The organism is Burkholderia sp. AU18528 (assembly GCF_002223215.2).
Classification (GTDB): Bacteria; Pseudomonadota; Gammaproteobacteria; order Burkholderiales; family Burkholderiaceae; genus Burkholderia; species Burkholderia semiarida.
Window position 1 is genome coordinate 35,873 of the sequence record NZ_NKFC02000006.1, and the last position, 25,894, is coordinate 61,766.

Below are 25,894 nucleotides of genomic sequence, written 5' to 3' on the forward strand. Positions count from 1 at the left end.
CTCCGGCGCATTCCGGCGCGGCGCGTCGGATTTGCGCGAGTGTGCTGGATTCGCGGAATGTCACGGCAAACCGGGAGTGGAACCATGGTACTTCTTCGTCAAGCGACCGAATCCGATCTGACCTCGATCGAGGCGCTCCTTCGTGCCAGCGGTTTGCCGATTGCGGGCGTTGCCGTACATCTGCCGCATTTCATCGTTGCCGACGCGGCATCCGGCATCGTTGGGTGTGGTGGAATCGAGCTCCACGGACGCCATGCGCTCATTCGTTCGATCGCTGTCGTCGAACACGCGCGTCGCGCCGGCGTCGGGCGGATGCTGGTGGCTCGCCTGCTCGCGGAATGCCGCGCGCGTGCCGTCCAGTCGGTCGCGCTGCTGACCACGACGGCGGAAGACTACTTCGTCACGCAAGGCTTCGTCCGTATCGCCCGCGAGGCGGTGCCCGCGCCGTTGCTGGCGTCCAGCCAGTTTCAGGGCGTCTGTCCGGGGTCGGCCGTCGCGATGCTGATGATCTGCGACGCAAAAATCGGACGTGGCTGATTTCCTTCCCGGTTCATATTCCCGACAATTCAGGTTCTGCGGCCCGGCACACCCCCGTGTGCCGGATCATGGAGATATCTCCTCTTCGCGGCTGGTCTTCCCGACTGGCCGCTTTTTTATTCCTGTTCGTTACCGGAGAGTACGATCGATGCAGCTCGACCGTCTGATCCCTGAAATCCTGTTCGGCTTCACCGGCCTGATCGGCATCATCAATCCGGTCGGTATGGCATTCGTGTTTCTCGAGCGCACGCAATCGCTGACCGAAGCCGAGCGCGCGATTCTGTCGAAGCGGCTCGCGACGAACGTCTTCGCCACGCTGCTCGTGATTTTCTTCGCCGGCGCGCCGGTGCTGAATTTCTTCGGAATATCGATGGAGGCGCTGCGGATCGGTGGCGGCTTCGCGGTGGCCGTGGCCGGCTGGTCGATGCTGAACGCGCCGGACGTACCGGCCGGCGGCGACGCCGCCGCGCACGGCGATGACCTGCACAAGCTGATGTCGCGCGCGTTCTTTCCGCTGACCGTGCCGCTGACGATCGGCCCGGGCTCGATCGCGGCCGGCATCGCACTGCACGCGAACCGCGCGCATACGGCGAGCGACTATCTGTTGTCGGGGGTCGTATCGGCGGCGGTCGCGGCGCTCGTCGCGTTCGCGATCTGGCAGATCTACAGCCGCGCGACGACGCTCGCGCGCTATCTCGGCAGCGAAGGGACGAAGGTCGCGATGCGCGTCTCCGCATTCCTGCTGCTGTGCGTGGGCGTGCAGATCATGCTGACGGGAGTGGCCGCGTTCGTGCAGACGCTGGGCGGGTAGGCGCGATGAAGGGGCGTCGTCGTGGCCTGCTTTCGAGGCCGGCGGCAATGTCGGCTACGTGTCGTTTCGATGCACATCCGCGCGCCCGCGCGGTGCCGCATCGGTTTCCCCATGCGACGGGAGCGTGGCGCCGCAATGCGGGCAACAGGATATGTCGCCCTTGCCGGCCCGCTTGTGCTCCAGCGCCGACGCGACCAGCTCCGCGCCCATGATCCCGGTCGGGAACGCGATGATCCCGTAGCCGAGCAGAATCGCGCACGACGTGATCAACCGGCCGAGCGGCGTGACGGGCGTCAGGTCGCCGTATCCGGTCGTGCTCATCGTCACGGCCGCCCAGTAGACGCCCACCGGAATGCTCGTGATCCCGTGCTCCGGCCCTTCCACGAGAAAGATCACGGTGCCGAGAATCACGACGAGCACGAACATCCCGCCGATGAACACGAAGATCTTGCGCCGCGCACGCGTGAGCGCGCGGATCAACATCTGCCCTTCCTCGAGATAGATCGACAGCCCGAGGATGCGGAACACGCGCAGCAGCCGCAGCAGCCGCACGTCGATCAGCGCGTGCAGGCCCGGGAAGAAGAACGCGAGGTAGGTCGGCAGCACCGACACGAGATCGACGATGCCGAAGAAGCTGCGCGCATACGCGGCCGGCTTCTTCGCGGTGCAGAGGCGCAGCAGGTACTCGGCGGAAAACAGCAGCGTGAACGCCCATTCGGCCGCGTAGAGCGCGTGGCCGTATTGCTGGTGCAACTCCTGCACGCTGTCGGCCATCACGACGAGCACGCTCGCGACGATCAGCGCGAGCACGGCGATGTCGAGCTTGCGCAGGAACGAAGGGCGGCGCGCGACGTGCGCGACCGCATCGCGCGCCGTATCGAAGGCGGACTGGATCAGCGAAATCATGGGCCCGAGTGTACGGGCCGTGTATCGCCCGGCCTATCGGACAGGTCTGATTCCTGCGTTGCGGGCTACTGCGCGAAGCGCTGCGTAATGGTGTCCTTCAACCGGGCGGGGGTCAGTTCGCCCATGTGCGATTCCACGAGTTCGCCTTTCGCGTCGAAGAACAACGTGGTCGGCAGCCCGCGCGAGCCATACGCATGCATTGCGTGCAGCGAAGGATCGAGCAGCACGTGATCGAAGCGCAGGTGCTGCTGTTCGAGGAAAGCGCGCACCGCTTGCGCGCTTTCTCCCTGGTTGAGCATCAGCACCGTGATGCCCGGATGGTCGCGCTGCGCCTGTGCGAGGATCGGCATCTCGCGGCGGCACGGCGCGCACCACGTCGCCCACAGGTTCACGACGACCGGCTTGCCGACGAAGCCCGCCGGCAACACGGGCGTCGAATCGAGCGCCTGGAGCGGCATCGCGGCAAGCGGCGGCGCGCCGCGCTGCAACGTCGCGAGCGTGCCTTGCGCGATACCCCACGCACCGAGGCCCGCGACGATGCCGGCCAGCACCGGCCGACGCAGCGCGGGCAGGCGGCGCAGGCGCCAGCCGGCGAACACCAGCGCGGCCGCGATACCGATGCGCGCGTCGAAGCCGCCGTCGCCGAGCGCGACGATCGCGCGCGGCGTCGCCGCATAGTCCGGCCACCATTGCGCGACGTAACCGACCCGAGCGGCGATCAGCCCGAGCAGCAGCACGTCGAGGATCAGGCTCGACGCGCTCTTGTGATGCCCGTCCGGCGGACGGCGCTGGATGAAGCGCGCGACGAGCCACGCCAGCAGCGCGGCGACGGCTACCGCGACGACGCGGATCGAGAAGGGACCGATGCTCAGCATGAGGCAGGAAGAATGATGGACGTGATCGAGCGGGGCGGAAAGGCGGATGGCCGCCGCGGCGATCGAGCCGTCGGCGGTCGTGCGGCGTTTCGACCGGTTGCCGCGGATGGGGTTCCTTTCCGGAACGTAACGGCGTGTTGCGGAAAGCGACAGGCGCCAGGCGGGGTAGCCCGGGATTGCATGCCGTTCACGCCGGCGTGCAGCGAATCAGACGGGGCCGATGGTCAGCAGCGTGCCGTTCATCAACAATATGCTTGCCGGTCTGGTGTGGTGTCCGCCGGTATCCCGCACAGGGATCTCTCCTTGACGGCCGCTCCGCTCGCGAGCGGCCGCTTTTTTTAGCGTCGTGCGTGCACGCGTGAATGCCTTGTGGCGGTCGGTGGGCGCGGCCGCACTCCGGTGTATATCGGCTGGTTTAACGGAATAGGAACGCTGCCAGATGCGAGCACAGGGCATTCACGCGTTCGCGACATGACGCCCGTCTCGGCTGCCCCGGCGTATCCGCGGGCGGCTGTCGATCGCTTGCTCACTGGCCGTCGCCGCCGGCATGCGTGCCGTAAAGCGCGGCGACGAAGTCGACAAACGCACGCACCTTCGGCGGCACGTGCCGGGATTTCGGATACAGCGCGTAGTAGCGGCGCTTCGCCAGCGTATGGCCGGGCAGGATCGGGACGAGCCGCCCGTGCGCGATGTCGTTGCTTACCGTGTGGTGCGTGAAGGCGCCGATGCCGAGGCCGCCGAGCGCGGCCGCATGCAACGCGGTGATCGCATCGATGCGCAGCGGGCCGTCGAGCCGCACCGTGACCGGTGCGCCGCTCGGCGGTGTGACGCGCCAACTGATCCGGTCGTCGCCGCCGCTGTAGGCGAGCAGATCGTGTTTCGCCAGTTCAGCGGGTGTGCGCGGCAGGCCGCGGCGCGCGACATAGTCCGGCGCCGCGACGAGAATTTCGTCGGAGATCGCCAGGGTTTTCGCGACGAGATCGGAGTCCGGCAGTTCGCCGCTGATGCGCAGCGCGACGTCGAACCCTTCGCCGATCAGATTGACGAAGCGGTCGCTGCACGACACGTCGAGGCGAATGTCGGGGTAGGCGGTGCGGAACGCGGGCAGCCATGCCGGCATTTCCAGCGTGCCGACCGACAGCGGCATGCTGACGCGCAATACGCCCGACGGCTGGCCGGGCGTATCGGTCACGCTCTCCGCCGCTGCCGCGACGCGCTCGAGAATCTCGACGCATGCGTCGTAATAGCGCTCGCCGGCGGGTGTCAGCGAGAAATGGCGCGTGTTGCGGTTGACGAGCTGCACGCCCAGGCCGGCTTCGAGCAGTTTCAACTGGCGCGATACGGTCGAATGGGTCGTGTCGAGGCGATCGGCCGCGGCCGAGAATCCTTTTGCTTCGACGAGGCTCCGATAGACGCGCATCGCGAGCAGTTGATCCATGTCGGGCTCCGGTTCGCGGAAGAAACGGTGATCGGGCCGCCGCACCCGCATCGGCGGATGCGGTGCGGCGAACGATCAGCGCAGCGGCAGGGCGAGGATGTCGGCCGTCGTCTTCACGTCGCCGAACGTATCCTCGATCTCGGCGAGCGCGGCGCGGTGCAGCGTGTCCTTGTCGATCGACTGGCCGTTCGCGCGTGCGATGGCGCGCGTCGCAGAGGCGTCCGATGCTACCACGACGCCGTAGCCGAGCGGCGCGGCATCCCGGGCGGCGCCGGCGACGCATGCGTGCGTCATCAGGCCCGCGATCACCAGCGTCTTGATACCGTCCGCCTTCAGGCGCTTGTCGATATCGGTGCTCGCGAACACGCTGACCGTTTCCTTCTGCACGACGGTGTCCTGCGCGCGCGGCTTCATTTCCGGAATGAACTCGACGGTCTTGCCGCCGAGTGCGAACAACGCCGAGCCCGCCGGCGCGACGTGCTGGACCTGGTAGACGCGCATGCCGTTGCGGTCCGCGAAGTCGATCAGGCGCTTCGCGTTGGCCATCGCCTGTTGGACGTCGGCGATCGGCATCCTGCCGTTCAGGTATTCGTTCTGGAAATCGATGACGACGAGCGCGGTCGTCTTCGGGTCGAGATGGTCGATCGGTTGCGCGCCGGCCATCGCGCGAATCGTCGGCGTGGCGGGCAGGCTGGATGCGGCTTCGGCGGTCGGCAGCATGGTGGCGGCGGACGCGAGGACGGCGTAGCGGGCGAGGTTACGGATCGAGAATGCAAACATGACGGGGCTCCTGTGGAAATGTCGAGTGCCTCGAACTATAGGGACGTCGCCGCGAATACGCGCCACCGCCGGGAAAACATCACCTGTGCGGACGGCGAACGAATCGCGCGGGACTGCGGCCTGGCGATGCGTTGTGCGAACGACAGGCCCTTGGTCTGTCCGTCGGTGCGTCATGCAAGGATAAAAAACGGGCGCGCATCGATCACTCGGTCCCGGCTGATTCAGGCGGGAATTCCCGTGAGGCGGGTCTTATCGAACGCAGGAGACACGCGCAAGCGAAAGGCGGCGTAAGCGCCGGCCGTCGTTGCGGCCGCAAGCAGCGGCGGCTTTTTGATAGACAGGCAGGCTTGCGGGAAGCGGGAAGTGCGAAGCGTGATGCCGTCAGCGTCGGGAGCCGTTGCCCGATTCCGCCTCACCGAGCCGATACGCGGTAAAGAACGCGTACCACGGCGACCCTTGCGTGACCGGTATGCCGAGTGCCGTCGTCCGCCGTTTCAGCGCACCGAACACATCGTTGACGAACGTATTCAGCGCTTTGTCGCCGAATGGAACCGGTTGCGTTCGTCCTGCGGCGAACGCGCCGTACGCGATCGCCAGCAGGCGCGCGCGGTCGTCGGTTCCCGCGATCGTCGCGTTGATCGTGTCGACGAAGCGTGGCCGGTCTTCATCGCGCGCGGCGGACAGGCACAGGAACACGATCGCCGATAGTTCACGCGGGTCTTCCACCGTCAGCAGCGCAGGCAGCCGGGCAACGATCCGCTCCGCGGGTTCCTCGCGCAGCGCATCGCCGAAGTCGAGTACGGCGGTCATCGGATTCGTGTCCGCTTTCAGGCGCTCGAGTGCCGGTTGCGACGCCGACGACACACCGTCTTGCGTCGCGGCCGGTGCGGACCGCAACGCGTCGGCCACCTGCCGCGCCCACTCCGGAAAGATCATCCGCACGTTGCCGAACTGCTCGCCGCCTTCGGCGGCCGGATTCCACCGATAGACGATCGTGCCGCCGCGAATGAACGGCGAATACAGATGCTCGGGCGTTTGCGGCGGCGGCCGCCGGTTGATCGGCAGCCACGCGAGCGTGAGCCAGTCGTAGCGGCCCGCCGCGGGCACGGCGGGGCTCGCGCTCGCGACGACCTGCCACGTGCCGCGATTCGCATAGCGGCGGCGCGCGTCGGGTACCGGGACGGTGCGTCCTTTCGCGGTGTCGAAATACGTGTTGCCCGTGACGTTCGCGCCGCTGTCAGCGGCCGGCGTGATGGTCGAGATGACCCACGACGCGCCGTCCGCCGAGCGGTAGTCGGACGGCTTCAGCGTCGCCACGTCGTGCACCATGCGCGTTTCCGCCGCGACGGGGCCCGGCGGGGCATTGGCGGGTGCGGCGAAGATACTCGGCATGGGCAGTCCTCGGATTCGGGTGCGCATCGCCGAGCAGGGGATGCGGTGCGGTTGTTTCTCGTAACTGTAGGACGTTGCTACAGATATCGCGAGGAATCCCGGCGCACAGGGCGAGGAGTGACACGGATTCACATTTTGTAGCAACATACCTACATATATGGCTTCCAGGAGTCCATCGTGACCATCACCACCCTCTCGAGTCGTGAGCTCAACCAGGACGTGACCAAGGCAAAGAAGGCGACGAAGGATGGCCCCGTGTTCATCACCGACCGCGGCAGGCCGGCCCATGTGCTGCTGAGTTTCGAGGAATACCAGCGTCTCACCCGGCAGCGGCGCAACATTGCCGACTCGCTCGCTATGCCGGGTGTCGAGGACATTGAGTTCGACCCGCCGCGCGCAAACGTCAAAATCAAGGAGGTCGGCTTCTGATGATGTTCGTTCTTGATACCAACGTGGTTTCGGAACTCCGGAAAGTGCGGGCGGGCAAGGCGGACAGGAACGTGGCGGCCTGGTGTTCGACCGTCGATGCGTCGGTGCTGTTTGTCTCGGCCATCACGATCATGGAGCTGGAGACCGGTGTCTTGCAGGTCGAGCGCAGAGGCACGGAACAGGGGGCGCTTCTCAGGGCATGGCTTGACGGGCACGTGCTGCCCGAGTTCGCTGGGCGCGTGTTACCGGTCGATACCGCCGTCGCCCAACGATGCGCACGGCTCCATGTGCCGGACCGGCGATCCGAGCGGGACGCGCTCATTGCTGCGACGGCGATCGTGCATGGCATGACGGTCGTGACGCGCAACGTTGCCGGTTTTGTTGAAACCGGTGTCGCGATTCTGAATCCGTGGGATTGAGCGAATAGATCAACTTGCTCCCGAGGCGAAATCGGATTCTGCCGCTGGTCGCAGTCGTCTTCGCGGGCATCGAACATCGGCGCGACCGACGAGTCGCGCCGCCGCGTCAGCGTTGCCCTTTACCCGCGCATCGGCGGATCGAGCCGCGCGAACGCTGCCTGCCGGCGATACGGGAAATGCGGATACGGCGCTTCCACCGCGCTCGCCGCATCGAGCGTCGCCATCTGCGCATCGGTCAGCGCCCAGCCGACCGCGCCGAGGTTCTGCCGCAACTGTTCCTCGTCGCGCGCGCCGACGATCACCGACGACACGGTCGGCCGCTGCAGCAGCCAGTTCAGCGCGATCTGCGGCACCGTCTTGCCGGTTTCCTCCGCGATCGCGTCGAGCGCGTCGACCACGTCGTACAGGCGCGCGTCGTCGACCGGCGGCCCGTAGCTGGCCGTTTCATGCAGGCGGCTGCGTTCGGGCAGCGGCGCGTTGCGCCGGATCTTGCCGGTGAGCCGGCCCCAGCCGAGCGGGCTCCACACCAGCGCGCCGAGGCCCTGATCGGCGCCGAGCGGCATCAGGTCCCATTCGTAGTCGCGGCCGACGAGCGAGTAGTACACCTGGTTCGCGACGTAGCGCGACCAGCCGTGCCGGTCGGCCGCCGCGAGCGACTTCATGATCTGCCAGCCGGCGAAGTTCGACACGCCGATATAACGGAGCTTGCCCGCGCGCACGAGATCGTCGAGCGTCGACATCACTTCCTCGACCGGCGTGCTCGCATCGAACGCGTGCAGTTGCAGCAGGTCGATGTAGTCGGTGTCGAGGCGGCGCAGCGCGTCGTCGACGGCGCGCACCAGCCGTGCGCGCGACGTGCCCGCGTCGTTCGGGCCGTCGCCGGTCGGCAGGCCCGTCTTGGTCGAGATCAACGCCTGGTCGCGGCGCCCCTTGAGCGCGGCGCCGAGCACGCGTTCGGACGCGCCGTCGGAATACACGTCGGCCGTGTCGAACAGGTTGACGCCGGCTTCGAGGCAGATGTCGACCAGGCGGCGCGCTTCGTCGACGCCGGTATTGCCCCATGCGCTGAACAGCGGGCCGGTGCCGCCGAAGGTGCCGGCGCCGAAGCTCAGGGCGGGGACCTTGAGGCCGGAGCGGCCGAGCGTACGGTATTCCATGTGCATTTCCTTTCGTCGTGTGAGCGCGGCGCGGCCGCGTGTCGATCGTCACGCGATCACTGTACCGTTTGCGGCTTTTCCAGATAATCCGGAAGATGGCGAAAATATCCTTCGGATGGAGCGAACAATGCTGCTCGACAACCTCGCGCTGTTCCTGCGCATCGTGGAGAAGGGCGGGCTGGCCGCGGCCGGCCGCGAGGTCGGCCTGTCGCCGGCCACGGTGTCCGAACGGCTGACGGCGCTCGAGCGCCACTACGGCGCCGCGCTGCTCACGCGCACGACGCGCGCGATCAGCCTGACCGACGAGGGGCGCACGCTGGTGGACGGCGCGCGACGCCTGCTGGCCGAGGCCGACGAACTGGAAAGCCGTGTGCGGCTGGGCATGCAGACGCTGTCGGGGCCCGTGCGGCTCAGCGCGCCGGCCGATCTCGGGCGCGAGCGGGTCGTGCCGATCGTCGACGCATTCCTGGCCGAGCATCCGGGCGTGACGGTCGACCTGCATCTCGGCGACGGATATGTCGATCTCGTCGGACTCGGGCTCGATTTCGCGATCCGCCGCGGCACGCTGGCCGACAGCTCGTTGCGCAGCCGCTCGCTCGGCCGGGCGCGGCGCGCGGTGTGCGCGTCGCCCGCGTATCTCGCCGCGCATGGCACGCCACGGCATCCGGACGAACTCGCCGAACACGACTGCATCGTGATGCGCTTCGGCCAGGATCTGTATGCCGAATGGCCGTTCAGCATCGACGGCACATTGAAGCGCGTGGTGGTGCGCGGCCGGCGCGTCGCCAACGACGGCGCGCTCGTACGTGCGTGGTGCGTCGCGGGGCACGGTATCGCGCTGAAGTCGCTGGTCGATATCGAGCGGGATCTGGCGTCGGGCGCGCTCGTCGAGGTGCTCGGCGCGTTCTCGCCGGGCGACGTAGATCTGCAGATCGTCTATCCGGGCGGCGTCGCGCAGCCGCGGCGCGTGCGGGCGTTGATCGACAGGCTCGCGCAGGCGCTGGCGTAGCGGCACGTTGCTTGCGCCGCGTACGAGCGGCGAGCGGTTGCGGCGGCGATATCGCTGCGATTGCATCGGTGCCCGATGTCGGCGCGTGGCGACCCACATCACGTGCCGAAAGCGCGCCCCGGATTCATTGCCCACATTTCGTCATTTAGCTAATATTCAAAACGACAAACGAAGCCGAACCCCATGGACGACGTCACCCGCCTCAGCGCCCTGGCCAACGAAAGCCGTCTGGCCGTGATGCGCTGGCTCAAGCAGCCGCGCAAGCATTTCCCGCCGCAGCCGCACGGCGATGTCGACGCGCTCGGCGTGTGCTGCACGTACATCACCGAGAAACTGGGCATCGCGCCGGCCACGACCACGCGCCACATGCGCATCCTCGCGGATGCCGGGCTCGTGCAGGCGACCCGCGTCGGCAAGTTCACGTACTACAAGCGGATCGACGGCGCGCTGCGGCAGCTCGGCCGCGATCTCTCGCAACTCTGACTCCGACCGAGGCAACCGACATGGACGAACTTGCACTGCTGGCCGATGCCGACCGGCGCGCGCACGCGTATCTGGCCGCGACGAACGAACGGCGCGCGTTTCCCGATGCGGGGGCGCTCGCCGGCCTTGCGGCGTTCGACGAGCCGCTGCCCGATACGGGCCGCCCGGCCGACGACGTGCTGCGCCTGCTCGACGAGCGCGGCACGCCCGCGACGGTCGCATCGAATGGCCCGAACTACTTCGGCTTCGTGATCGGCGCGACGCTGCCGGCCGCGGCGGCGGCCGAGCGGCTGATGCTCGCGTGGGACCAGTGCGCGTCGTCGTACGCGAATTCGCCGGTGGCCGCGACGCTCGAGCGCCAGGCCGCGCGCTGGGTCGTCGAGGCGCTCGGGTTGCCCGAAGGCAGCGCGGTCGGTTTCGGCACGAGCGCGACGGCCTGCACGCTCGTCGCGCTGGTGGCCGCGCGGCGCGCGCTGCTCGCGCGCCAGGGCTGGGATATCGACGAAGATGGCCTGATCGGCGCCCCCGAGGTGAAAGTCGTGATCTCCGCGCTCGCGCACATCACGGTGAAGAAGGCGCTGCGCGTGCTCGGCTTCGGGATGAAGCGCATCGTCGTCGCGCCGGTCGATACGCACGGCCGGATCGACCCGGCGCAGTTGCCGCCGCTCGACGACATGACGATCTTCTGCGTGCAGGCCGGCGAAGTGAACACCGGCGAATTCGATCCGTTCGCGGCGCTGATTCCGCCCGCGAAGGCGGCCGGCGCGTGGGTCCACGTGGACGGCGCGTTCGGCCTGTGGGCGCGGGCCTCGTCGAAACGCGCATTGACGGACGGCGTCGACGGCGCGGACAGCTGGACGACCGATGGTCACAAGTGGCTCAACACGCCGTACGACGGCGCGATGGTGATCTGCCGCGACGCGGCCGCGCTCGCCACCGCGATGAACAGCGACGCCGTGTACCTGAGCGGCGCGCAGGATGCGCAGAAGAATCTGAACCTCGAATTCTCGCGGCGTGCGCGCGGCATTCCCGTGTGGGCCGCGCTGCGCTCGCTCGGCCGCGCGGGCGTCGCGACGATGGTCGAGCGGCATTGCGCGCAGGCGGCGCGCGTCGCGGATGGCCTGCGTGCGGCCGGCTACGACGTGATCAATCGCGTCGTGCTGAACCAGGTGCTCGTGCGCGCCGGCACCGACGAGGAAACGGCGGCGATTCTCGAAGCCGCGCAGGCGTCGGGCGACGTGTGGTTCGGCGCGACCGTATGGCAGGGGCGGCCGGCGTTCCGGATCAGCGTGTCGTCGTGGCGCACGGAGGATGCGCACATCGATCGGCTCGTCGCATTGCTGACGAGGTTGCGCGGCGTGCACGCGGGTTGAGCGTCACGCGTCGTCCGACGTCGTAACGGTTGCGTACGCAACTTTCTGGCGTTCGATGAAGTGCCGCGCGGCATGCGGGGCGCGCGACACATCCGCAGGCGTGAAAATGTCGGACAATAGTCATCGCGCGGGCCGCGCCGGCACCGCGCGTTCAACCGAAGCATTCACGCTTGCGAGATCCCCATGTCGACTTCCTTTCCCCGGGAACTGCTGAAGGCCGCCGATATCGCGAAGATGGAACCGACGCGCGAGGTGCATTCGCTCAATCCCAATGCCGTTCGTCTGAAGCGGCAACTCGGCGACCTGACCGGCCTGACGCAATTCGGCGTTCATCTGCTCACGCTGATGCCCGGTCACGAATCGGCCGAATATCACCGCCATCTGTACGAAGAGGAATTCGTGTACGTGCTGTCCGGCACCGGCACGGTGACGATCGGCGGGCACGCCAGCGAAATCGGGCCCGGCGATTTTTTGGGTTTTCCGCGCGGCGGCGACGCGCATACGGTGCAGAACACCGGCGAGGCGCCGCTGGAGCTGCTCGTTGGCGGGCAGCGGCTCGAACACGACGTGTGCGAATACCCGCGTATCGGCAAGCGGCTGTATATCGCCGGCCAGCTCGAGGAGTATGTCGAGCTGCCGAAGGCGCCGTGACGGCGGATTGAACGTCGTCGCCGGAGCGGCCGTTCGGCCAATCAGGATGAATTCGCTTCTCGCGACCCTGTCGCGCTTATGATGCGGGAACGCCATTGAAAGGTTCCACGCCATGGACGCGCCGCTCCCGCCGATGTCTGCCCCGATTTCCGAAACGGCTCCTGAAACCGAAACCGAAGCCGCCGGCGAGCCGCGCGCGTCGCGCGTGCATCGGCCGGTCGCGCTCGTGACCGGCTCGACGTCGGGGATCGGGGCGGCCGTCGCGCGGCGCCTCGCGGCCGACGGCTACGCGGTGATCCTGCATTCGCGCACCTCGGCCGACGCCGGGCGTGCGATGGCGCACGAACTCGGCGGCGCCTATGTGCAGGCCGATCTCGCCGACGACGCCGAGCGCGTGAGATTGATCCGCGACGCACTCGCCGTGCACGGGCGGCTCGACGTGCTCGTCAACAACGCGGGCGTCAGCCGCGTGATTGCGCACGACGACCTCGCGGCGGCCACGCCCGACGTGTGGCGCGAAATGCACGAGATCAACGTGATCGCGCCGTTCCGGCTCGTCGCCGAAGCGGAGGCCGCGCTGCGCGACGCGGCGTCGCACGGGCGTGCCGGATGCGTCGTGAACGTCAGTTCGCATGCGGGCGTGCGGCCGAAGGGCGCGTCGATTCCGTATGCGGCCGCGAAGGCCGCGCTCAATCACACGACGCGGCTGCTCGCGCGCACGCTTGCGCCGGCGATTCGCGTCAATGCGGTCGCGCCGGGGCTCGTCGATACGCCGCTGACCGCCGACTGGACGCAAGCGCAGCAGCTGTGGCGCGAGCGCGCGCCGATGCGTCGCGCGGCGACGCCGGACGATATCGCGCAGACGGTCGCGATGCTCGTCGCGTCCGATTACGTGACGGGCGAGATCGTGATGCTCGATGGCGGATTGAACCTGACGTGACGGGGTGACGCGGAGAACCGGCGGCGGTGCGCGCATCGTGTACGCAACCGCCGGGTTCGTTCGCAGGGGGATCGATCAGCCGAGGTTCGACCGCAGCCGCGCGAGCGCCTGATCGTGCGTGCGTTCGAACTTCAGCGGCGTGACCGCGATATACCCTTCGCCGAGCGCGACCGTTTCCGAATCCGCATCGTCATCGCGCGGCGCACGCGCGAGCTTCAGCCAGTGATAGTCGATCTCGCGCGGATCGCGTCCTGACACGATTTCGACGCCCTGCAGCGTGCCGGCGCCCTGGTTCGTCACCTTCAGGCCGCGCACGTCGTCGGCCGGCCGCGGCGGGAAATTGACGTTGAGGCACGCATCGCTGTCCCAGCCGGCGGCGGCGAGCCGACGAATGACGTCCGGCGCGTGCGCGAGCGCGGTTCCCCACGGCACCGCGTTGCGATCCGTGAACGCCTGGCTCAGCGCGATGGCCGGCACGCCGACCAGCATGCTCGTCATCGCGGCGCCGACCGTGCCGGAAAACACCGTTTCGGTGCCGAGGTTCGCGCCGCGATTCACGCCCGACAGCACGACGTCCGGCCGCGCGCCCTTCATCAGGTGGCTGACCGCGATCGCGACGCAGTCGCCGGGGGTGCCGCGCACCGCGAAGCGGCGTTCGCCCTTGCGATGCACGCGCAGCGGTTCGTGCAGGCTCAGCGAATGCGACGTGCCGCTCTGGTCTTCGGCGGGCGCGACGATCCACACTTCGCGGGCGAGTTGCGTGGCGACCTGTTCGAGTATTTCAAGGCCGGGAGCGTCGAATCCGTCGTCGTTGGTGAGCAGGACACGATCGAACGGCGGGCGGGTTTCTTGCATCGGGACGATCCTCGCGAAGGGCAATGAGAGGCGAAGGGCGGCGTGGCGCAAGCCACGGCTGATATGACTCCCGGTGTCGACCGGGGATCGGTTTCTCGAGTCATGTTGCCAGAATTTCAGCGATTCGCCTTCAGGTAATGCCGTTATGCGGTGCCTCACCGACATCCTGGCAATTCGCAACTGCCCGGCGAGCCGAGCTGTCCACAGCGCGCCACGTAGCGTGGCGACCATGCCTCGCGGGCGCGTGGCCGGCTCCGGTATCGTGTAAAAAGCGGCGAGTCATCGATAACTTCGAAAAATCCGCACGACGGGGACGTGCGGCCATATCCTGTGCACTGCCGGCGCAGTGCGCGTACCGTCCGCTGCTCGGCCGCACGCCGATTTCCGGACGAACCGGAAATTATTCTAAAATTGAGCCGCTATTGCCCGGTATGCCGAGTACGGCCTGCAACACGATGGTGGGAGCATGCTTCCCATCGCGGCGGGGAAGCGGCGCATCACCGAAAGCCTCGGCGGAAACAGGAACATGGAAGAATTTTTTGTGCGCGTGATGGTAGCCGACGATCATCCCGCGTCCGCGCTGGGCATGTCGCAGGCGCTGCAAGGCAACAGCACGATCGGGCTCGTGGGCACCGTTTCGAATTCGACGGACCTGGTTGCAGCGCTCGACGTGCAGCAGAGCGACGTGCTCGTGCTCGACTATGTGATGCCGGGCGGCAAGTACGGCGACGGGCTCGTGCTGCTGTCGTTCCTGCAGCGGCGCTATCCGGCGCTGCGCATCGTGACGATCACGATGATCGACAATCCGAGCGTGCTGCGCGCGATCCACAAGCGGGGCGTGAGCTGCATTCTCAGCAAGTCCGATGCGATCTCGCACCTGATCGGCGCCGTGCATGCCGCGTACGTCGGTGCGAGCTACACGTCGCCATACATCAAGCAACTCCTGCACGACGCCAAACCCGAGCCCACCGCGCGCGCATTGACCACGCGCGAAATCGAGGTGGTGCGATTGTTCGGTGCGGGCTACACGGTGGGCGAGATCGCCACGCAGCTTCATCGGAGCAAGCAGACCGTCAGTTCCCAAAAGTCGAGCGCGATGAAGAAACTCGGTATCGTTCGCGACGCGGATCTGATCCGCTACAACGGCGAGCAGGATCTCGACGGCGCGCCCGACGACGAGGCGTCGCGGACGTGACGCGCCCGCGGGCCGGCTGTGCTCCGACTCCGCTGCGGGCCAGTGCCGCTGAAACGATGCATGTGCGTGTCGGCGGTGCGCGCCGCGCGACAACGCTGTTTTCGGGGCGCCGACGCGTGGAAGTCGGTGAACGATGCGGCATCCGCGGCCGCGTGTGACGAGATCGACAGGACATGCCTGCAAAACTGAAAAGACTTCTTTCGTCCGCCACGCCGACGGGTCGCAAGTCATTCGAACCGGCTCGCGTGAGGCGACAGCAGCAGTTCCTGCTGTATGCAAGCGGCGCCGCGATCTCGGTGTTCATTCTGGTGTGTGCGGCGCTCGTCGTGCTGCTCGATGTGAAGGAATCCCTCGAGCGCGCCCGCGTTGACTTCACCGAGCGCAAGGCGGAGTTCTTTGCCGAGCTGGAGGTGATGAAGGCGCTGCAGAATCGCTATGTCGACAACATGGAGCAGCGTTGGGCGCACGGCCCCGTCATTGCGCCGGGCTCGCCCGGGCTGTTCGACGGCAAGCGCGGTAAACAAACCCTGGTCGGCCGGATCGGGCCGGTGGCGGTCGCGGCCTTCGTCGATGTCCCGTCAGCCGATCCGGCGAATACGCGCCTGCCCTATCTCGAAAACTTTCTCGGGCAGGTCGAGACGACCGGCGTGCTGCCGCCGAAACCGGCGATTTCGGTATTCGCGTCCTATCTGATCGATTCGAACGGCGATTATCTTGTCGCGATGGGGTATCCGGTGGTCAAGCGAGCGCTCTCGTGGCCGGCCGGTTTCGACGTGCGGGCACTCATTCGGCAACTGCGGCCGCTGAACGACGGCGCGTCCGCCCCGGCGGCTTCCGCGCCGAACGCGATCACGCTTGACCGTCGATTCGACCCGGTGCTCGGGCGCGCCGTGTTGCGGCTGGTGCAACCGGTGCGCGGCGCGAACGGCAAGCCGGTCGCCTGGTTCATCACCAACAGCCGGCCGCAGATGGACGAGATCGTGCGTCCGTCGAGCATCGGCGCGGACTACGCGCTCGTCGACGTCGGCGGCAATCTGCTGGTCGGCCGTCAACCCGATGATGTGACAGCCGCCCTTGCGCTCGCCGACGCGCGCCGCACGCAAACGGTCGTTCGTCGTGTCGGCACGCACTTCGTCATCGGCAGCCAGATACGGGAATCGGATGCGGTGCTGATGGCGACGCTCTCGTGGCGCGGCGTTCTGTACGACATTGCCGCCGCCCTCGGCGTGACGCTCGGGGCCGCCGTGTTCGCCATTGGGCTGCTGTGGGGCGCCATCGTGTCTTTCGACCGGCGCGCGCTGCGTCCGGCGAATCGCCGTGCAATTCGCCTGATCGAAAGCGAGGCGCTCAACCGTACGCTGATCCGGACCGCGCCGGCCGGGCTCGTGCTGTTGTCCTTTGCCGATGGCGAAGCGATCATGCGCAACGAAGCGATGATCGCGTACGAGCGGGAGGTGACGGGCGAGCCGCTCGGCACACTGCTGTGGCGCGCGTACCGGGACGGCGCCCCGGCCGGCAACGCGCGCAAGCGCGTGACGCGAGAGCTGGGCGTCGAGCGCGCGGGGGCCGGCATCGTCTATTTCGACGCGCACATCGCGCGCACCAAGTACCGCGGCATCGACGTGCTGCTGTGCACGCTGCTCGACATCACGGTGCGCAAGCAGGCGGAGGAAAAGCTGCGCGAGGCGCGCGAAGCCGCCGAACTCGCGAACAAGGCGAAGTCGACGTTCCTCGCGACGATGAGCCACGAGATCCGCACGCCGCTGAACGCGATCATCGGCAACCTGGAGTTGATGGCGCACGCGCAGATGGCGCCGCCGCTGCGGCGCCGGCTCGGCACGATCGTGTCGTCGTCCGATGCGCTGCTGCGCGTGATCAACGACGTGCTCGACCTGTCGAAGGCGGAATCGAATCAGATGACGCTGGAAGTCATGCCGTTCGACCCCCGTCGTCTGCTGCTCGACATCGCGGCGTTTTTCCGTCCGCTCGCCGATGCAAAGGGACTGGCGCTCGAGTGCGCCGTGTCGGCGGAGTTGGCTGATGGTTATGTCGGCGACCCGACCCGCCTGCGGCAACTCGTGTCGAACCTCGTCAGCAACGCGATCAAGTTCACCGAACGCGGCAGCGTGACGCTCTCGGCAGGGCCGGCGCGCATCGGCGCCGACAGGCGCGGCCTCGAAATACGCGTCGCGGACACCGGCATCGGCATACCCGCCGACCGCATGCCGGCTTTGTTCGACGTCTACATCCAGGCCGATGCATCGACCTATCGCCGCTTTGGCGGCACCGGCCTCGGGCTGCCGCTATGCCGCCATATCGCCACGCTGATGCACGGCGAACTGACCGTCGGCAGCCGCGTCGACGAAGGCACGACGTTCACCGCGACACTGCCGCTGCCGGCCGCCCCGGCCGGATGGCGTGCGGATACGTTCGAGCAGGACGTGGCGGCCGACGCAAGGCCGGAACCGGATGACCAACCCCGCGCGCCGTTGCGGGTGCTGGTTGCCGAGGACCATCCCGCGAGCCGCGCGTTGCTGCGCGACCAGCTCGATGCGCTGGGGTACGACGCGATAATCGTCAGCAACGGCGTGGAGGCGATGCGGGCGTTCTTCGAGCATCCGTTCGATGTCGTGTTGACCGATCTGGGCATGCCGGAGCTCGACGGCTACGCGCTGACGAATTTCCTGCGGGAACAGGGGGCAACGGTGCCCGTGATCGCGATGACCGCGCATGCGACGGAGGAAGACTACCGACGCTGCGCACGGGTGGGTGCCGCGGAAGTCGTACTCAAGCCGCTGTCGATGTCGGCGCTCGATGCCGCGCTGAGGCGGCATGCGGCTTCCGGCTCGCCCGCCGTGGAGCATGGTGATCACGGCAAGCAGCCGGCGATGACCGACGAGATCCGGCTGAAACTGTGCGAGGCGACGCTTCGCTCGCTCGCGGCAATCGACGCGGCGCTGGCGAGCGGCGATATCGGCACGCTGAAGACCGAATTGCACTCGCTGCGAGGCGGTTTCGCGCTGGCCGGCGACACGCGGACACGGGACGCATGCGCCCGCGCGGAACGTATCGCGATGGATGAAGGCGTGGAAGGGCTCGCGCCGGCATGGCCGGCCTGCCGCGCGACGATCGCGGCCGCGCTGGAGCGGTTGTCCGGCGCCGAAACGCGAGCCCCGCGTACCTCGAACTGACCGATGGCGGCGCACGGCCGGTTGTCCCGATCCGCTTCGGCTCTATTGATACGAAAGCGTAAAGGACGCCCGCGCATTGACTTGCCCCGGTGTGATTTTAGGTGCGGTCTTCACGTATTTCGCGACGATCGGAATGGTCAGGGTGCCGCTTCCCGTCACTCTGCCTGCGAGCCACTGATTGGTGTTGCCTTTCAATGAGGAATCGGGGCCGAAACCGAGCGGCGTCGAACTTCCCTCCTTGAAGAGCTGGATGCCGATACCCGTTGCCGTCGCCTCGGGAGCGAGACTGAGAACGTTTCCGGTGTTCGTTGGCGTGACGACATCGGTCAACGTCACGTAGACGCCGGTCGATTGCTTGCAATTGACTATGAGCGATGTGGTGCCGGATTCGGTGGACACGTCGCCCACCGAAGCCAGCCTGGGGGCAAACAGCTCCGGTAGCGCGACGCTGCTCTGCGTGGCCGACGTCAGTGAGCAGCTGGTGGCGGTGATGTTGATCCTGAGCGCGTTCATATAAATCGCGGAAGCACGACCTCCAGAGCCCTGGTCCAGGTAAACATCCCCGATTTTGGTATAGGGGATGGAATAGGAGCCCGAAACGAGTGCTCCGCTGAATACAAGCGCAACGCGAGCGTAGAGGTCCGAGCTGGAGGGGTACACCGGAATCTGTGTCCAGTCCGAAGTAACGGGGGACCACGGCGATAGCGGGCTGGCGCCGTTCTGTACCGCTGCCATGAGTGCGTAGCCGATTCCGGGAATGCCGGTTTCATATACCGGGTGCGATTTTCCGCCATAGGAAAAGGTGATGCCGGGAACCAGTTTTCCCGGTGACCGGACTCTATACTGTTTGCCGTCGCAGTCCGGGCCTATGAAGTAGGTGGTTCTTTGCTGTTCACTGAGTGCGCCCGAATTCACGAGCGTGCCGGGATTTTTCGCGTCCCGGTTGCTCGTAATGCTCGTCTGGAGCGTCGGAGACAATGGTGGAGGCGCATCGCCGGGAAACGAACATGCGCGAGCGGCGTCCGACAGGATGAACGGTGCACATCCCAATGCAAGAAGCGACAGTAGGACATTCCAACCGCGCGAAGCGGATAAGCGAGGTTTCGTGGATGGTTTCACCCGTTGCTCCTTTGAAAAGAAGCAAGGCGTACGCTTGCTTCGTAAATGAATGGGTCGTGGTTCATGTCGTGCACGGCATGCTCGCGGGCGATCAGCCGCGCCGGACCACGCGCGGCCACACCACGCCGGTCAGGGTTTAGCGCAGACGCCGGCGATCTGGCTATATCCGTTCGAACCGTGCTTGCCCTGTCGAACCGGAAGGTCGTACGAGATGCGGCACGACGAATTCGCATCGTCGGCCCACTTGACGGTGAGTTCGCCGTGGGGGTCGAGCCCGCGCGCAAAGATCTTGCTTGCCTGCCCGACGACGCCGAGTTCCTTGCCCGATCGGTCGTACACGGTCGCGCCGAACGGCAGCGGTGCGCCGTTCGCCTGCCGCGCCTTGATGACCGCCGCGCGCCCCATATCGGTCGCGAACTTCAGCAGCGGCACGGCGCCGGCTCGCGGCGCGACCTGCTGGCTCGTCTCCTTCAGCTCGACATCCATCGAGATGCCCTTCGGGTCGAGCTCGACGGTATTCAGGTTGTAGGGCGTCAGATACGGCACGATCGCATAACCGCGACCGTCGACGCGCACGCCCGACGCATTCGTGATGCGCGCGCCGGCAGCGCCCGGCGCCTCGACGATCCCGAACGTTTCGGACAGCGGCTGCGACAGCGTGATGCCGCCGCCATGCGCGACCGCCGCGCCGCGGATGCCGATCGACCCCTGCTGATAATCGCCGCTCGCGCTGGCGCTCGCGCTGAGTTCGGCGAAGCGTGCACGGTAGGTGGCGCTGCCGCCGCCGTCGGTGCTCGAACTGCCGGTATCGGACGCGTGGTTCACGTTGACGCTGTACGACAGCGCATTGTCGACGCCGAGCGAATCCGACAGCGTCGTCTGAACCTGCGTACGGCCGCGGGTATCGTGCGTGACGCTGCCCGACACCGTCGTGGGCCGCGATCGGCCGAGCGGAATCGTGACGCTGACGTAATACAGCGTGCTCATTTCGCCGCCCTGGCTGCGCTGCCGCGCGGCCGACAGGTTGTACGAAATATTGCGGTACGCGTTGTTGTAGCTGACCGAATAGCTGGTGTCGGAGCCCTGGCGATTCCAGTAGTCGGAGGCCGACGCGGTGACGCCGAGCTGGCCGCCCTTGTCGCCGAGGCGCTGACTGAGGGTCAGCGACGCGCGATTGCGCTGACGCCAGATCGAGTCGACAAGCCCGCCTTCGCGCACGGTGTCGCGTGTGCGCATCGCGTCGTTCAGGCCGAAGTAGCCGCTCGTCGAGTAGCGGTACGCCGCGATCGCGATATCGGTATTCGTCTGCGCGATCGACTTCGAATAGCTGACCCGCATGCTCGAGCCGTTGAAGCGCTTCACGCCCGGGATCGATGTGGTCGCATGCGTGATGTCCGCACCGAACGCGCCGATCGACGTATTGAGCGCGGCGCCGACCATCGCGGACACATAGCCGGTCGCGGCCGTCACGCCGCCATAGCCCGTGATGAGGTTCGTCAGGCCGCGCTGGTACGTGGCCTGCGCGAACAACGGATGGCTGCTGCCCTGCGGATTGCGCAACGAGCCGACGGAAAAGCTGTAACGGCTGATGCCGGGCCGCAGCGACATCGGAACGGCCGCGTACGGTACCGAGAACGTATGCACGGAGCCGTCGGCTTCGGTGACGGACACCTGCAGGTCGCCGCCATAGCCGGTCGGATAGAGATCGTTGATCTCGAACGCACCGGGCGCGACGGTCGTCTCGTACAGCGTCACGCCGTTCTGGCGAATCGTGACCTTCGCGTTGGTGTTGGCGATACCGCGCACCACCGGCGCGTACCCGCGCAGCGAATCGGGCAGCATGCGATCGTCCGACGACAGTCGCACGCCGCGGAACTGCGTGGAATCGAACAGGTCGCCGGACGTATAGGTTTCGCCGATCACGAGTTGCGACGACAGCGACGGGAGGTCGCGCTGAGCGTAGGTGGAAATGTCGTCGTACTGGCTGCTCCCTTGCGACGACCAGCTATACGAGCCGTCGTGGCGGAAGTGCCAGTTGCCGATGTTCACGCCGCCGTTCAGGCCGAGATAGCCTTGCGTCTGCGTCGAGTTGCCGCGGTTCTTCGAGCCGTAGAGGTTGAAGTTGTAGCCGAGCATCGCGACCGGCACGCCCGAGCTCCACTGGTCGGGGCTCACGTAGCCGCGCGCCTGGTGCGCGAGCGACGCTTGCGGGATGCTCAGTGTCAGCGTCTGCTCGCTGAAATCGAACGCGGCGCTCGCTTCCGGAATGACTTGACCGATGCGGCGGCATTCGCCTGCGACGGCGAGTTGCGCGACGAGCTCGGGCGACAGTTTGCGGAAATCGACGCCGATGCGCTTCAGCATCTTTTCGTCGAAGCAAGGCTGCGCGTCCGGCGTGCCGGGCGCGGCCTTGAATGGGACGTCGTACCGGCCGATCCAGTCGGCGCCGACGTAGAGGTCGACGCTATATTCGCCGGGCAGCGCGACGTTGCCGCGCGCATAGCGCGACAGGTCGACTTGCCTTCCGTTGCCGTTGCTCAGGAAGCCGGGATCGAATTCGACCTGCGCGAACTCCGTCTGCGCGACCTGGATCGGCGCGGGCGGAGACGGCGGGGGCGTTTCCGCACGCGCGTTTTGCGACCACGCGCCGATGCAGGACAGAACCAGCACGTAGATGGGCTTGAGGTGCGGCATGCCGGGCACGTTCGTGCGCACATGTCGATTCGAAGTCATTCCCAGCTGCTCCTGTCGTGATCGGGTGCACGGCGCCACGCGCAAAGCCCGTTACGGGCTGCGTGTTTCGCGGCATCGCTCGGCGTTCGTTGCAAATAGAAAAATCGGTGTTGTTCGCGAGGCCTGGCCTCCGACGAAGATGTGAAGCGGCGGTGCGCGTTGCGATTGCGGATGTCGAACCCGCAGCGCGCGGCGCGGCTGGGTATCGCGTCAGTGCGCTATCGAAACGGGGCGCTCGTTGTCCGACGACGAACCCCAGTCGTCGATACTGCCGAACGAGGCCGTCGCGCCGCTCGACGGCAGCGCGCCGAGTTGGTTGACCGGGAACTGTTGCGTGCCGCCGGGCAGCACGTATCCCATCCCCGCGTCGTATTGATGGCCGGCGGCCTTCAGCGACACGCTGCCCAGATTGACGACGTAGGGCGTCGGATTGCTGGCCTGCAGCGCATACCCTTCGCCAGCCTTGACGAGGCTCCAGTTCAGTTGCTTCGGCGCGGCGCTGGCGTTGCCGGTCAGGCCTTCCGGGCGGAACATCACCTTGATGCGCGAGCGGAACGCGATCTGAAGCTGGTTGCGGTCGTTTCCGGGCGCCGCTTTGGGCGGGATCTCGAGCACGTTGAGCCAGAACAGCGATTCCTTGTCGGCCGGAAGCGGTTCGCGCGTATAGATCATGCGCAGCGTCTGCCCTTTGCCGGGTTCCATCCGGAACATCGCGGGCGTCAGCGTGAACGGGACGTCGATATTGTCGGGAGACGCGTTCGGGTCGCCCTTGTCGAGCCATGCCTGCACGAGCACGGGTGCCTTGCCTTCGTTCGTGAGCTTGACCGTGACCTCGCGGTCGTTGCCCGGAAAGACCACGCGCGTCCCGGAAATCACCACGTCGGCGCAGGCGTGGGACGTGACGAGGGCGGAAAACAGCGCGAACGTCGAAAAATATTTTGCGGACAGCATGGTCAACTCCGGTAAATATGTAGTAGTTCTTATCAGGCGGAATGCCGAGGAGCCGGAAAGGCCCGGCCGGAAGTCTTTTTTGAAAAGCTCCTCGGATTCCGTTGCGATCGATTACTGGTAGGTCAGCGAGTACTGAACCTTCGAGTTGGCCTGGCCGGCGGTGGCCGCGGCCGTTGCGTAGTACTCGGCGAAGTAGTTCAGCGTTGCCTTGCCGTCTGCCGCGATGTCAACGAGCTGACCGCCTTGATCGCCCATCGCGCCGATCTTGATCGGCGTTTGCTTGTCGTTGAGCACGTTGATTTCGACGTTCTTTGCGGCATCCGTGCCGCCGTCGAGCGTCAGGCGGCCGGTCGACTGGTTGACGTTCGAGCCGGATTCGAACACGACGCCGACCTTCGTCGGGTTCGCGCCGCCGGAGGTGCAGCCTTCCAGCACCACGGAGAACGGCGTGCGGCCCGCCGTCTTGCCCGCCTCGCCGAGCGTGTTCGCGCCGATCTTCGGCAGCGTCACGGCAATAGTGTTGGCCGAGCCGTTCGTCACCTTGCAGGTCGAGGCAATGACGCTGCCCGTGAACGTGATCGTGCCGTCGGATGCATGCGCGGCCGAAGCGGCAGCCAGACCGGCGGCAGCCAGGATCAAGGAAAGAGCATGAGTGCTTTTCGTGATTTTCATTAATCTAGTTCCAAACGGTGATTGATATGAGGGTGAAATGCGAACGCGAGAGCCGCTGCGGAGCGGGTGCGCGATGAATGTCGGCATGTGCATTTCAAGACGGATTTTCCAGATATGGGAAGGAATGGTGAATGGGACGGCATCCAAATTGACGGGAAAATAACTAGTACAAGTACTAAATATGTAAAAGGCGGTGTAGATTTTTAGGAAAGTCTTGTAAATTGTTAAATCCTGCGCGTGGGGCTGGCCAATCGATTCGGCGCGAGAACGGATGCGTTGGCTCCGTTGCCTGCTTCAACAACGGTTCAGTCACGGTTTGCGGCCAGGACACCGGTTATGAGGCGGGGTCGAAGACGGTTATCAGGATGCGGACGGTTTTCCCGCCCGCCGTGACAGTCATCCGTGATTGTTGCCGTCGGCAGGCGTTACAAGCGGGGCCAGGTGGCGCCTGAACCGATTGTTGGCGATCGTCATGGAGCACCCGGCACGGCCGTCACGAAGCATGCTCGGCCGATCGGCGAAGCGAGCAAGACATCGGGCGTGGACGCACATGCCCGCGGCGGAGAAGCCGGCTACGCCGGGCAGGGCCACGAGCAGCAGACCGAACCGGATATGGCGCGGCGTCCGCTCGTATCTGACGACGTACCGGCGAGCATGATCGAATGCCCGCGATTCCGCGGTGACCTGATGCATTCATGTCGGGTTATGGTGCTTACGCCTTGACATCTATCGCTTGAACGACCGGCCATACTTCGTCATGCCCCCCCACGGGTTGGCGCATCGTGTAAATCATTTCGGGCGTTCGCCGGCCCCGTGGCAAGCTCCGCGCAGTCGCGTTTCCCACCGCCCGTCGTGGCGCCGACGCGCCGCACGCTCGATGCAGGCCTCCCGCATGGCACCGGCACCTCAGTCCCTACGCGCCCACACGTGATTTCGTGCTGACGCGCTCGCCCGGTGCGTCACGGTCCGCCTTTCGGGAACGCCGCGTCCGGCGCCACAAGCCGCGTCGCGGATCGTCCACCATTCGCTGCCAACTTCCGGATTTTGTCATTCGATGCAACGTACGGCGACGACGTGCGTGCGATTCGCTCGACCAAAACTTTAATCATCTCGCTCGGAACATTGTCAAATCGTCCTGACAATCAACGATTTAAAGCCACGAATCTATATTTTTCGTACTTGTCCTATCTGATTTGCCGTGCAAATTCGAAATCGTCCAGTTTATCGACTTTGGCAACATTCATAAAATATCAACAGTGGAATTCATTCTTCCACGCGTCGGGTTTCGATCGGTTAGCTAATCGAAATTCGCTCCGAAATCAATTCTTTACATAGAGATCATTCGATGAAACTCAACAAAATTGCGCTGGCACTGGGTATGGGCGCTGCACTGTTCGGCATGGCGCAAACGGCACAGGCGCAAACGGCAAAGCTCGACTCCGTTTCGAAGAAGATCACGCTGACGGCGCAGATCAACGACGCCATGTTCGTGTCGAAGCCGGACGGCTCGACCTGGTACGGCACGGAAGAACTGAATGCCACGGACTACAAGCAGAAGCAATTCACGAAGACGCTGCCGATCCGCATCTGGACGAAGAACCCCGACTTCAACGTGTCGCTCGCGCAAGAGCTGAAGATGTCGAGCGGCAGGTACGAGATGAAGAACGCGCAAGTGACGCTGTCGAGCAACGGTGGCGACAAGGCGGTCGCGTTCGGCTCGACCCAGAAGATCACGCAAGTGGCAAAGACGCTCGATGGTTACGACGAAGTCCACAACCTGAAGATCGACGTCGAAGCGCCGGACATGATCGGTACGAACAGCACCAACGGCAGCTACAGCGGCGATCTCGTGATGGTGTTCGAGCCGGTCGCAGCCGCCGCTCCGTAATCGTTCCACCTGGAGCCCCGATTCGATCGGGGCTCGCTTCCTGTCGAGTTCACATGGCCGCTCGTCCAAATCCCAGTCCTCCATAGAAGA

At 65.9% G+C, this 25,894-nt stretch carries 23 protein-coding genes; 12 read left to right on the forward strand and 11 right to left on the reverse strand.

Annotated elements, in window-relative coordinates; all coding sequences use genetic code 11:
- Positions 1-84: 84 nt before the first annotated feature.
- Together arsN2 and CFB52_RS16890 are read left to right on the forward strand one after the other, a co-directional pair.
- Complete coding sequence (gene arsN2, locus CFB52_RS16885; protein WP_099316998.1) at positions 85-537, forward strand: arsenic resistance N-acetyltransferase ArsN2; 453 nt, start codon at positions 85-87, stop codon at positions 535-537.
- Positions 538-685: 148 nt separating this feature from the next.
- A complete protein-coding gene (locus CFB52_RS16890) occupies positions 686-1,348 on the forward strand; it encodes a MarC family protein (RefSeq protein WP_059576287.1) in 663 nt (220 codons plus the stop codon).
- A gap of 54 nt (positions 1,349-1,402) precedes the next feature.
- On the opposite strand, the gene CFB52_RS16895 is transcribed toward CFB52_RS16890, so the two are convergent.
- From CFB52_RS16895 to CFB52_RS16915, 5 genes are all read right to left on the reverse strand, one after another.
- Positions 1,403-2,254, reverse strand: a complete 852-nt coding sequence (locus tag CFB52_RS16895; RefSeq protein WP_099316999.1) for an ion transporter — start codon at positions 2,252-2,254, stop codon at positions 1,403-1,405.
- Positions 2,255-2,319: 65 nt separating this feature from the next.
- A complete protein-coding gene (locus CFB52_RS16900; RefSeq protein WP_099317000.1) occupies positions 2,320-3,129 on the reverse strand; it encodes a TlpA disulfide reductase family protein in 810 nt (269 codons plus the stop codon).
- A gap of 526 nt (positions 3,130-3,655) precedes the next feature.
- Positions 3,656-4,567 (reverse strand): LysR family transcriptional regulator, encoded by a 912-nt coding sequence (locus CFB52_RS16905; protein ID WP_099317846.1) that lies wholly within the window; start codon positions 4,565-4,567, stop codon positions 3,656-3,658.
- A 75-nt stretch (positions 4,568-4,642) separates the two neighbouring features.
- Positions 4,643-5,347 (reverse strand): cysteine hydrolase family protein, encoded by a 705-nt coding sequence (locus CFB52_RS16910; RefSeq protein WP_099317001.1) that lies wholly within the window; start codon positions 5,345-5,347, stop codon positions 4,643-4,645.
- Positions 5,348-5,728: 381 nt separating this feature from the next.
- A complete protein-coding gene (locus CFB52_RS16915) occupies positions 5,729-6,739 on the reverse strand; it encodes a hypothetical protein (protein WP_099317002.1) in 1,011 nt (336 codons plus the stop codon).
- Positions 6,740-6,916: 177 nt separating this feature from the next.
- Here CFB52_RS16915 and CFB52_RS16920 point away from each other — a divergent pair, with 177 nt between their 5' ends.
- Together CFB52_RS16920 and CFB52_RS16925 are read left to right on the forward strand one after the other, a co-directional pair.
- Entirely contained in the window at positions 6,917-7,168 is a 252-nt protein-coding gene (locus CFB52_RS16920) for a type II toxin-antitoxin system Phd/YefM family antitoxin (protein ID WP_059638851.1), read from the forward strand.
- Complete coding sequence (locus tag CFB52_RS16925) at positions 7,168-7,587, forward strand: type II toxin-antitoxin system VapC family toxin (protein WP_179231754.1); 420 nt, start codon at positions 7,168-7,170, stop codon at positions 7,585-7,587. The genes CFB52_RS16920 and CFB52_RS16925 overlap by 1 nt, the downstream gene beginning before the upstream one ends.
- Before the next feature lie 119 nt (positions 7,588-7,706).
- On the opposite strand, the gene CFB52_RS16930 is transcribed toward CFB52_RS16925, so the two are convergent.
- Positions 7,707-8,744 (reverse strand): aldo/keto reductase, encoded by a 1,038-nt coding sequence (locus tag CFB52_RS16930; protein WP_059576272.1) that lies wholly within the window; start codon positions 8,742-8,744, stop codon positions 7,707-7,709.
- A 127-nt stretch (positions 8,745-8,871) separates the two neighbouring features.
- On the opposite strand from CFB52_RS16930, the gene CFB52_RS16935 reads away from it, so the two are divergent.
- From CFB52_RS16935 to CFB52_RS16955, 5 genes are all read left to right on the forward strand, one after another.
- Positions 8,872-9,753: a LysR family transcriptional regulator gene (locus tag CFB52_RS16935; RefSeq protein WP_059576269.1), complete on the forward strand. Its 882-nt coding sequence runs from the start codon at positions 8,872-8,874 to the stop codon at positions 9,751-9,753.
- A gap of 183 nt (positions 9,754-9,936) precedes the next feature.
- Positions 9,937-10,236 carry a helix-turn-helix transcriptional regulator gene (locus CFB52_RS16940; protein ID WP_059576266.1) on the forward strand — a complete coding sequence of 100 codons (300 nt, stop codon included), beginning with the start codon at positions 9,937-9,939 and terminating at the stop codon, positions 10,234-10,236.
- 20 nt (positions 10,237-10,256) lie between these two features.
- The gene (locus CFB52_RS16945; protein WP_059576263.1) at positions 10,257-11,609 is read left to right on the forward strand and encodes a pyridoxal-dependent decarboxylase; all 1,353 of its coding nucleotides are present in this window, start codon (positions 10,257-10,259) and stop codon (positions 11,607-11,609) included.
- Positions 11,610-11,792: 183 nt separating this feature from the next.
- Positions 11,793-12,260, forward strand: coding sequence for a cupin domain-containing protein (locus CFB52_RS16950; protein WP_059576260.1), 468 nt, complete (start codon positions 11,793-11,795; stop codon positions 12,258-12,260).
- Between the two features lie 112 nt (positions 12,261-12,372).
- Entirely contained in the window at positions 12,373-13,200 is an 828-nt protein-coding gene (locus CFB52_RS16955) for an SDR family NAD(P)-dependent oxidoreductase (protein ID WP_059576258.1), read from the forward strand.
- 75 nt (positions 13,201-13,275) lie between these two features.
- Here the strand turns inward: CFB52_RS16955 and surE are convergent, their stop codons facing one another.
- On the reverse strand, positions 13,276-14,055 hold the full coding sequence (gene surE, locus CFB52_RS16960) for a 5'/3'-nucleotidase SurE (protein ID WP_099317003.1): 780 nt from the start codon (positions 14,053-14,055) through the stop codon (positions 13,276-13,278).
- Between the two features lie 526 nt (positions 14,056-14,581).
- Here surE and CFB52_RS16965 point away from each other — a divergent pair.
- Together CFB52_RS16965 and CFB52_RS16970 are read left to right on the forward strand one after the other, a co-directional pair.
- The gene (locus tag CFB52_RS16965; RefSeq protein ID WP_059576254.1) at positions 14,582-15,250 is read left to right on the forward strand and encodes a response regulator; all 669 of its coding nucleotides are present in this window, start codon (positions 14,582-14,584) and stop codon (positions 15,248-15,250) included.
- 173 nt (positions 15,251-15,423) lie between these two features.
- Positions 15,424-18,441 (forward strand): hybrid sensor histidine kinase/response regulator, encoded by a 3,018-nt coding sequence (locus CFB52_RS16970; protein WP_099317004.1) that lies wholly within the window; start codon positions 15,424-15,426, stop codon positions 18,439-18,441.
- 42 nt (positions 18,442-18,483) lie between these two features.
- On the opposite strand, the gene CFB52_RS34250 is transcribed toward CFB52_RS16970, so the two are convergent.
- The 4 genes from CFB52_RS34250 to CFB52_RS16990 all read right to left on the reverse strand — a co-directional run bounded on the left by CFB52_RS34250 (position 18,484) and on the right by CFB52_RS16990 (position 23,916).
- On the reverse strand, positions 18,484-19,560 hold the full coding sequence (locus CFB52_RS34250) for a fimbrial protein (protein WP_124659218.1): 1,077 nt from the start codon (positions 19,558-19,560) through the stop codon (positions 18,484-18,486).
- Between the two features lie 129 nt (positions 19,561-19,689).
- Entirely contained in the window at positions 19,690-22,293 is a 2,604-nt protein-coding gene (locus tag CFB52_RS16980) for a fimbria/pilus outer membrane usher protein (RefSeq protein WP_099317006.1), read from the reverse strand.
- Between the two features lie 210 nt (positions 22,294-22,503).
- The gene (locus CFB52_RS16985) at positions 22,504-23,244 is read right to left on the reverse strand and encodes a molecular chaperone (RefSeq protein WP_059576242.1); all 741 of its coding nucleotides are present in this window, start codon (positions 23,242-23,244) and stop codon (positions 22,504-22,506) included.
- Between the two features lie 111 nt (positions 23,245-23,355).
- On the reverse strand, positions 23,356-23,916 hold the full coding sequence (locus CFB52_RS16990; RefSeq protein ID WP_059576239.1) for a fimbrial protein: 561 nt from the start codon (positions 23,914-23,916) through the stop codon (positions 23,356-23,358).
- 1,345 nt (positions 23,917-25,261) lie between these two features.
- Between CFB52_RS16990 and CFB52_RS17000 the strand changes: the two genes are divergently transcribed.
- The gene (locus tag CFB52_RS17000) at positions 25,262-25,804 is read left to right on the forward strand and encodes a CS1 type fimbrial major subunit (RefSeq protein ID WP_059576236.1); all 543 of its coding nucleotides are present in this window, start codon (positions 25,262-25,264) and stop codon (positions 25,802-25,804) included.
- Positions 25,805-25,894: the final 90 nt, after the last annotated feature.